Genomic DNA, 8,706 nt, shown 5'->3' on the forward strand with positions numbered 1-8,706 from the left:
ATACGCTTAATGTGTTAAACTAATACGTGTTGTTACATACTAAATTAGATTAGAGGATCAACATGCGGATATTATTTATCGGAGACGTTGTCGGTGACCGCGGCGTCCAAATGATTCAAACTTATTTACCCCAATTGAAACGTGATTTAAAACCCCAGGCTACCATTGTTAACGGAGAAAATTCAACTCCAGTTGGTCGTGGGATTAGTCAGAAAATTTATAAACAATTATTGGCAAGTGGTGCTGATGTTGTCACTATGGGAAATCATACTTGGGACAATAAGGAAATTTATGATTTCATTGATGATACCACTAAGTTGGTCCGACCAGCTAATTTCCCGGGTAAGGATGTACCGGGTCGTGGCTGGACAAAGTTAAAGGTCAACCAAGCTACGTTGGCCGTCATTAATTTACAGGGACGAGTTTTCTTGCCGCCACTTGACGATCCCTTTGCAGCAGCTGATCAATTGGTTACCGAAATTAGAAAAGAGACACCGGTCATTTTTGTCGATTTTCATGGAGAAGTGACCAGTGAGAAGCGGGCGATTGCACTGTATCTCAAAGGGCGGGTTTCCGCGGTTGTGGGAACCCATACTCACGTGCAAACGAATGATGCGCAAGTTATCGATCATCAGACCGCGTTCATGAGCGATGCAGGGATGACCGGGCCGGCTGCGGGAATTTTAGGTATGCAGCCTGCCAGTGTTATTTCACGGTTTCTCAATCAGCGACCAGCGCGTTACGAAGTTGAAACGAGTGAGCCGGGAATCATGTCAGGCTGTGTCATTGATATTAATGACGAAACGGGACACGCAACTAAAATTAAGCCGGTTTTAATCGATGCTGATCATCCTTATGATCGCTAAAATGTACAAAATGAAGTAGAGGTGGAGAAGTTGGCGAAAGCAAATCAAACGCCGATGATGGTTCAATATCAACAAATTAAAGATCAGTATCCGGACGCTTTTTTGTTTTATCGTTTAGGCGATTTTTACGAAATGTTTAACGATGACGCAATCAAGGGTGCTCAACTATTGGAATTAACGTTGACCACTCGTAATCATAGTTCTAAAAACCCGATTCCAATGTGCGGTGTACCGCATCACGCCGTTCAAAACTACATTGATATTTTGGTGGATAAGGGCTATAAGGTTGCTATTTGTGAGCAAATGGAAGACCCTAAGCTTGCCAAGGGAATGGTTAAGCGTGAGGTTATTCAGTTGGTGACACCTGGTACGCAAACGGATACGGGCGCCGGTAACGCCAAGGACAATAACTACCTAACAGCGTTGACGCAGGTTGACAACAAATTTGGTTTTGCCTACGCAGACTTATCAACTGGGGAACTAAAAGTGACTTCGTTAGCAAATTTTGATTCAGTTTTAAATGAAGTCATGAGTCTGCAGACCAAAGAGACTGTTGTTGATAATACAGTTGCTGATGATGTCTTAGACCAGTTGAAAACGGTTGGTATTCTGATCTCACATCAAGACGAAGCTGAAGTGAAATCTGAACTCAGTTACCTGACACAAGGCGTTGAGGCAGCAGAACAGGTAACTGTTCTGCAACATTTGTTAACCTACATCACAACAACTCAAAAGCGGAGTTTAGCACATTTACAGCGAGCGGTGATGTATGAGCCGACTTACTTCTTAAAAATGGACCATTATTCCCAGCGTAATTTGGAACTAGCTCAGAACATGCGTACTGGAAAAAAGAGTGGTACTTTGCTGTGGTTATTGGATGAAACTAAAACAGCCATGGGTGGTCGACTGTTGAAGCAATGGCTGGATCGACCGTTAGTTAATCGACAGGATATCTTATCGCGGCAAAAGAAAGTCAGTGTGTTGGTTGACCAGTATTTTGAACGCAATAGTTTGCAGGAAGAATTAACTCAGGTGTACGACCTTGAACGGCTGGCTGGGCGAGTGGCTTTTGGCAGCGTCAATGGCCGTGACTTGATTCAACTGAAGTCATCATTACAACAGATTCCCAAGCTCCAGCACATCTTAAACGAGTTGCCGGAGTCGGCTTTTAGTGATATCTATCAACGATTGGATCCAATCGATAACGTTACCGAAGCCATTGAATCAGCAATTGTTGATGAACCCCCGCTATCAGTAACGGATGGCGGTGTCATTAAAGACGGCTACGATAAAACATTGGACTCCTATCGAGAAGCCATGCACAACGGGAAGCAGTGGATGGCTGAGCTTGAAGCATCCGAGCGTCAAATTACGGGGATCAATAACCTCAAAATTGGCTATAATCGCGTCTTTGGGTATTATATTGACGTGACTAAAGTTAATTTAAACAAGTTACCCGAAGGACGTTATGAGCGTAAGCAGACGCTAGCTAATTCGGAACGATTTACCACACCTGAATTGAAAGAAAAGGAACGCTTGATTTTAGAAGCTGAAGAAAAGTCAACGGATCTTGAGTATAAGCTGTTCGTCAAAGTTCGTGAACTGGTTAAAGCTAACATTCAACGAATTCAAAGCTTAGCGCACGCAGTTTCAGAGCTCGATGTGCTGCAGAGTTTTGCCGACGTTAGTGAAAAGTACCGATTTGTGGCACCGACATTTACTGAATCAGGGCATGATTTGGAAATTGTTGAGGGTCGACACCCAGTAGTCGAAAAAGTACTCGGCCGACAGACATATGTCCCCAATGACGTTAAGATGCCAGAAGAGACGGCTATTTTACTGATTACTGGGCCAAACATGTCCGGTAAGAGTACTTACATGCGTCAATTGGCATTAACTGTTATCCTTGCACAAATGGGCTGTTTTGTGCCGGCTAAATCTGCTAAGATGCCAATTTTTGACCAAATTTTCACCAGAATCGGTGCGGCGGATGATTTAATTTCCGGCGAAAGTACCTTTATGGTAGAAATGAAGGAAGCCAACGAAGCACTTTCCCATGCGACAGCTAATTCGCTGATTTTATTTGACGAAATCGGTCGGGGTACTGCGACGTATGATGGGATGGCGTTGGCGCAAGCCATCATCGAATTTGTGCATGATAGGGTTCACGCAAAGACACTGTTTTCTACGCATTATCACGAATTAACTGTGTTGGATAATAGTTTGAAACAGTTGAAGAATGTGCATGTTGGTGCAGTCGAAAAGAACGGTGAGCTGGTTTTTCTGCATCAAATGCAAGATGGCCCAGCTGATAAGTCCTATGGGATTCACGTGGCCAAATTAGCCGGTTTACCCGATGCTTTATTGAAACGGGCGGACACGATTCTTACCCACTTAGAGGAAACGCAAGATCAGCATGCTACGGTCCAAGTGACTACTGAAGATCGCACGGTACAAGACGATGTTGAACCTCAGCCATTAGCACCTGAACCACAAGTACCCGACGAGGAAGAAGATACGCAGTTGTCCTTATTTGGGGAACCCGAGAAGCACTCAACCAAGGCTGATAAAGTGGCAGCTCAGGTCAAATCATTGAATTTAATGGGAATGACACCGATGGATGTCATGAACCAGGTTTATAAGTGGCAACAACAGTTGGAGCAAGCAAAGAAAAAACGGTAATGGGGTGATAAAATGTCAGCAATCCATGAACTTCCAGCAGTATTATCAAACCAAATTTCAGCGGGTGAAGTGATTGAACGGCCAGCCTCAGTTGTTAAGGAGCTGGTGGAAAATGCAATTGATGCTGGCAGTCACGAAATCGATATTCTCGTCGATGAGGCGGGATTAAAGATGATCGAAGTGATCGATGACGGTAGCGGAATCGAGGGTAATCAGTTAGAACTCGCCTTTCACCGACATGCCACTAGTAAAATTGGTGACCGAAAAGATTTATTCAAGGTGAACTCCCTAGGTTTTCGTGGTGAAGCGTTACCGAGTATTTCCTCCATCGCGGACGTAGAAATGGTGACATCTACCGGTGGAGAAGGTCAGGCAATCCACATCTCAGGTGGTAAGCTGATTTCTCAAAAGCCCGCGGAGGCTCGCCGAGGAACGGATGTTACCGTGAAAGATCTATTCTATAATGTACCGGCCCGTTTAAAGTACATGAAGTCTCTGAATACAGAGCTTTCTAAAATTGTGGATATCGTCAATCGGTTAGCGTTAGGTCACCCTCAGATTCAAATTTCGTTGACTCATAATAACCGTGAATTATTGCGGACGGCTGGTCGAGGCGATCTACGTCAAGTCATTGGCAGCATCTACGGGATGAATAAAGCGGGAAAGATGCTTTCTATCGACGCTTCCGATGCAGATTTCAAAGTCAGTGGCTACGTCTCTTTGCCGGAATTGACCCGTGCCAGTCGGAGTTACATGACCATCCTTCTCAATGGCAGATATATCAAAAATTATGAGTTGAGTAAAGCTATCATTGAAGGCTATGGCTCAAAACTGATGGTTGGTCGTTATCCAGTGGCAGTGTTGAATCTTCAAATGGATCCACTGTTAGTGGATGTTAACGTGCACCCAACTAAGCAGGAGGTTCGGATTAGTAAGGAGTCTCAGCTCAGTGGCATCATTACTGAAGCGATTAGAAACCGGTTAAGTCAGCAGAACTTAATTCCAGATGGTCTGACTAATTTGAGACGAGGGCATGTTGATCCGCAACAAGTTGCACAAAATTTGGCAGCAGTATCAGCTACGCGTGAGCCACAGCCAAGTCACCAGCCAATCAGTCAATCCACCACGCCGCAGCAAGATCAGCTGAATGAACAGCAGTCGGGTAATTCTGATGGTGCGTTGTTTGATCAAAAGCCTTCCGATGGTGCGGAAAAGCCAATCGTTATTCACTCGAAAGATGAGCTTAGTTCACCGATTGTCACTGCTTTTGAGGAAAAATATCAGCAACCACAAACGCCCTTTAATGAGCCAATGTTGGGTACTGCTGAATCGAAGCCAACCGTAAAATCGCAGGAGACCGAATTGTTGAATCAACAGGATCGTTTTCCTAATCTGATTTATATTGGCCAATTCCATGGGACATATTTATTGGCCCAATCGGATGAGGGGCTGTACATTCTTGATCAGCACGCCGCGCAAGAGCGGGTCAACTACGAATACTACCGTCAAGCAATTGGTGAAGTGAGTGACGACCAGCAGCGATTATTGGTTCCAATCGTGCTTGATTATAGTACGAGTGATATGTTAAAGATTACGGACCAGTTGGATATGTTAGCGTCAGTGGGCCTGCATTTGGAACAGTTTGGGCCGAATAGCTTTATTTTGCATCAGCATCCCACTTGGTTTAAGGCTGGACAAGAAGCTGATACCGTTAAAGAAATGATTGATTGGGTATTGCGGGATGGTCATCTCACCGTGGCTCAATTTCGTGAAAAAACCGCCATCATGATGAGCTGTAAACGGGCAATCAAAGCCAATCATCATTTGGATGATCAGCAGGCTAAAGCGTTGATCCAGCATTTAAAGACGGCTGAAAATCCGTTCAATTGTCCTCACGGTCGTCCTGTGCTGATTCATTTTACTGACACTGATATGGAAAAAATGTTTAAGCGAATTCAAGAATCTCACCATTCACTAAGGTCAGAAGCTTAGAATCTTATTAAAAGGCTAGCATCGGGCAGATACTGGCCTTTTTTTGCGGTTTCATTGTGTCATCCTAAAAATCATCAGGTAATTTGCAAAAACTCGTGCTTACTGCAACAGGATTTGGTAGAATTAGACTGTTAAATTGAATTCGGAAAGGGGATTCTCATGGAAGAATCACAATTAATCGGCATTATTAACCGGCTTAAAGCAATGCAAGAAGATGCCGGTGACGAGCCACAACCACGTCGCTTTGAAAAAGAGGGCACTGAGATGGCGCAAGTCGTTTATCACCCAGAGACACAAACTTATAGTTTGGATGAATATCAAGCTAAGGAACATTTCGAGTTTGATAATATTGATTTGATTGCAATTGAATTGTTTGAATTACTTACGGATAATTAAAACAAAAACTATGGGGAACCATAGTTTTTGTTGTTTAAACCTGTTTCTTCGCAATTTATGGAATGAGTTGCTATTACCGCAAGTCTGAAGTTTTTTCAAAGTAATATAGATAAGATTGCTATTTTATGGAGATTCGATATAATGGCACTTGTTAAGTTTAACCTGGAGGCACGATGTTATGTCGGATTTTGTAAAACGGACGACTGCTAAGCTGAATACCGTTTTCGGTTTTTTTGTTCTAGTAGTTGTTTTATTTTGTATTAAGACGTATATCGCTTATCAGACGGAGTTTAGTTTAGGCGTTAAGGGTGGGGTACAGCAGTTTTTACTCGCTGTAAATCCAATTCCAGCTGCACTTTTACTGTTTGGTATTGCATTATACTTTCGTGGACGCTTAGTCTACTGGTTAATGATTTTAATTGATTTAATCCAGACTGCTTGGATCTTTGCTAACATTCTTTATTATCGCGAGTTTTCGGATTTTATGACCTTTAGCGTGATCAAGGGGTCGGGTAACGTTCAAAATAACTTAGGGAAGAGTATTGGGCAAATCATTCACCCAAGCGACTTCTTTGTCTTTTTGGATGTTATTTTGCTGATTGTCTTGTTATTAACGCACGTGATTCGCGTGGATACCCGGCCATTAAAGCGCCGTTATGCGTTAACCATGTCAGTTTTAGCATTCTCTCTCATGGGTGCGGAGTACGGCATGGCAAACGCGGATCGTTCGGGTTTGTTGACCAGAACTTTTGATAATAACTACCTAGTTAAGTATCTGGGATTAAACGAGTACGCTGCTTTTAGTGTGTATCAGACGCAAAAGCAGAGTTCTACGCGGGCTCACGCCAACGCTGGAGACCTTCAAAGTGTGAAAACGTATTTGAAGCATAACCGAGTTGGTGATAATCCAGCTTATTTTGGGACGGAAAAAGGAAAAAATGTCATCATCCTGCATTTGGAGAGTTTTCAGCAATTTTTGATCAACTATAAAGTTGATGGCAAAGAAGTCACGCCTAATTTGAATAAATTTTATAAGAATCAACACACACTGAGTTTTGACAACTTTTATAATCAAGTGGCGCAGGGAAAAACCTCAGATGCAGAAATGATGCTGGAGAATTCACTATTTGGTTTGCCTCAGGGCTCTGCAATGACCGAATATGGGACTCAAAATACCTTTCAAGCTGCACCAGCTATGTTGGACCAAAAGGGGTATACCTCCGCGGCCTTTCATGGTGATGTGCCTAGTTTCTGGAACCGGGACAATACGTATAAGTCTTGGGGGTATGATTACTTCTTCAGTTCTCAATACTACAAAGAAAAAGCTAATTATTCCGTGGGGTATGGTCTGAAGGATAAGATCTTCTTACGTGATTCAGCCCAGTATCTACAGCAATTACCACAGCCATTTTATGCTAAGCTAATTACTTTAACCAACCATTACCCGTATGAACTCGATAAACAAAACACAGATTTTCCAGCAACGAAGACTGGTGATAAGACGGTGGATCCATACGTGCAAACGGCTCATTATTTGGATGAAGCTTTTGGTGAGTTTTTAACTTATCTGAAGCAGTCTGGTTTATATAAAAACAGTGTTATCGTATTGTATGGGGACCATTATGGTATCTCTAACAATCATCGGGCAGCCATTGCGCAATTGCTTGGCAAGAAGAAGGTAACCAGCTATGATTTAGCACAGTTCCAGAAAGTACCGTTCATGATTCATGCTGATGGTATGAATGGCGGTATCAATCATACTTATGGTGGTGAGATCGACGTATTACCAACCTTGATGGACTTGCTTGGTGTGAAGGATAATAACACCATTCAGTTTGGAAATGACTTATTGGCTAAAAACCGTAGTCAAACAGTGGCCTTTAGAAATGGAGATTTCGTAACGCCTCAATTTGTGAAGATTGGTAGTACTGTATACAATACTAAAACGGGTGCAGTCATAAACCCGACTGCAGCTCAAAAGAAGCTTTTAGAGAGAGAACAAAATCACGTGACTTCAGAATTGTCTTTGTCTGATCGGGTTATTCAGGGTGACCTGTTGAGGTTCTATCAGTTGAAAGACTTCAAGTCAGTGGATAAGACTAAGTTTAATTATAAGCACGTCAATGGGATCCAGCAGTTGAAGGAGGCCCAGAAGTCAGAACCTACTAGTTTAATGGCAAAGAACCACGGGAAAGCTACCGCTACTTATAAAACGGATGCACCTGAACTTAAATAAGACATCATAAAAGGGTGACGCTTTGTGGCGTTGCTTTTTTAGTTTCAAAAAAATTCAAATACTTCTTGACCAAGAATACATATCTTGGTAAGATTATATTCGTTGTTAAAAAGCAGCTAAGCTAGTGGGTCGGATAATTATACAAGCTTCTCTTATGGAGAATATGAATGTATAGGAGATTGAACCTATGAGGCAAAGCATGTTTTACCGAGAAAATTAATATTTATTCAAATATGTAATTGACTTGAATGACAACACTTGTTATACTAATCAAGTTCTGAATTTTCTGCATATTGATGTGGAAGCTGATATCATAACGTTTAAAAAAGTAATTTACGGTTAAACAATTTAAAAGATATTGCTTGACAGGAATTATCTGGAATGATATGATTTAAAAGTTGACTGGTTAAATATTCATCAGTCATTCAGGATTCGGTAGATCTTTGAAAACTGAACAAAGTTTTGTTTCACAAATGTGCAGGGTATATCAGTTTCGGCTGATATCAAATGTAATTTGCGAAGTCAATTTCGCTA

Annotated in this window: 5 protein-coding genes; all 5 read left to right on the plus strand. The window is 42.2% G+C overall.

The window, feature by feature from the left end:
- Positions 1–62: 62 nt before the first annotated feature.
- The 5 genes from HC026_RS05970 to HC026_RS05990 all read left to right on the plus strand — a co-directional run bounded on the left by HC026_RS05970 (position 63) and on the right by HC026_RS05990 (position 8,172).
- Positions 63–866, plus strand: a complete 804-nt coding sequence (locus HC026_RS05970) for a TIGR00282 family metallophosphoesterase (RefSeq protein ID WP_168925081.1) — start codon at positions 63–65, stop codon at positions 864–866.
- Between the two features lie 30 nt (positions 867–896).
- Entirely contained in the window at positions 897–3,548 is a 2,652-nt protein-coding gene (gene mutS / locus HC026_RS05975) for a DNA mismatch repair protein MutS (RefSeq protein WP_168925082.1), read from the plus strand.
- A gap of 12 nt (positions 3,549–3,560) precedes the next feature.
- Positions 3,561–5,540: a DNA mismatch repair endonuclease MutL gene (gene mutL / locus HC026_RS05980; RefSeq protein ID WP_168925083.1), complete on the plus strand. Its 1,980-nt coding sequence runs from the start codon at positions 3,561–3,563 to the stop codon at positions 5,538–5,540.
- Between the two features lie 159 nt (positions 5,541–5,699).
- Positions 5,700–5,936, plus strand: coding sequence for a YkuJ family protein (locus HC026_RS05985; protein WP_168925084.1), 237 nt, complete (start codon positions 5,700–5,702; stop codon positions 5,934–5,936).
- Between the two features lie 178 nt (positions 5,937–6,114).
- Positions 6,115–8,172, plus strand: coding sequence for an LTA synthase family protein (locus tag HC026_RS05990; protein ID WP_168925085.1), 2,058 nt, complete (start codon positions 6,115–6,117; stop codon positions 8,170–8,172).
- Positions 8,173–8,706 lie beyond the last annotated feature (534 nt).

Source organism: Secundilactobacillus angelensis (genome assembly GCF_012641075.1).
GTDB classification, from domain to species: Bacteria; Bacillota; Bacilli; order Lactobacillales; family Lactobacillaceae; genus Secundilactobacillus; species Secundilactobacillus angelensis.

What these genes read in the sequence shown, in the direction of transcription:
- HC026_RS05985 (WP_168925084.1), top strand. Translation starts at nt 5,700, where the DNA reads ATGGAAGAATCACAATTAATCGGCATTATTAACCGGCTTAAAGCAATG.
- HC026_RS05970 (WP_168925081.1), top strand. Translation starts at nt 63, where the DNA reads ATGCGGATATTATTTATCGGAGACGTTGTCGGTGACCGCGGCGTCCAA.
- mutL (WP_168925083.1), top strand. Translation starts at nt 3,561, where the DNA reads ATGTCAGCAATCCATGAACTTCCAGCAGTATTATCAAACCAAATTTCA.
- HC026_RS05990 (WP_168925085.1), top strand. Translation starts at nt 6,115, where the DNA reads ATGTCGGATTTTGTAAAACGGACGACTGCTAAGCTGAATACCGTTTTC.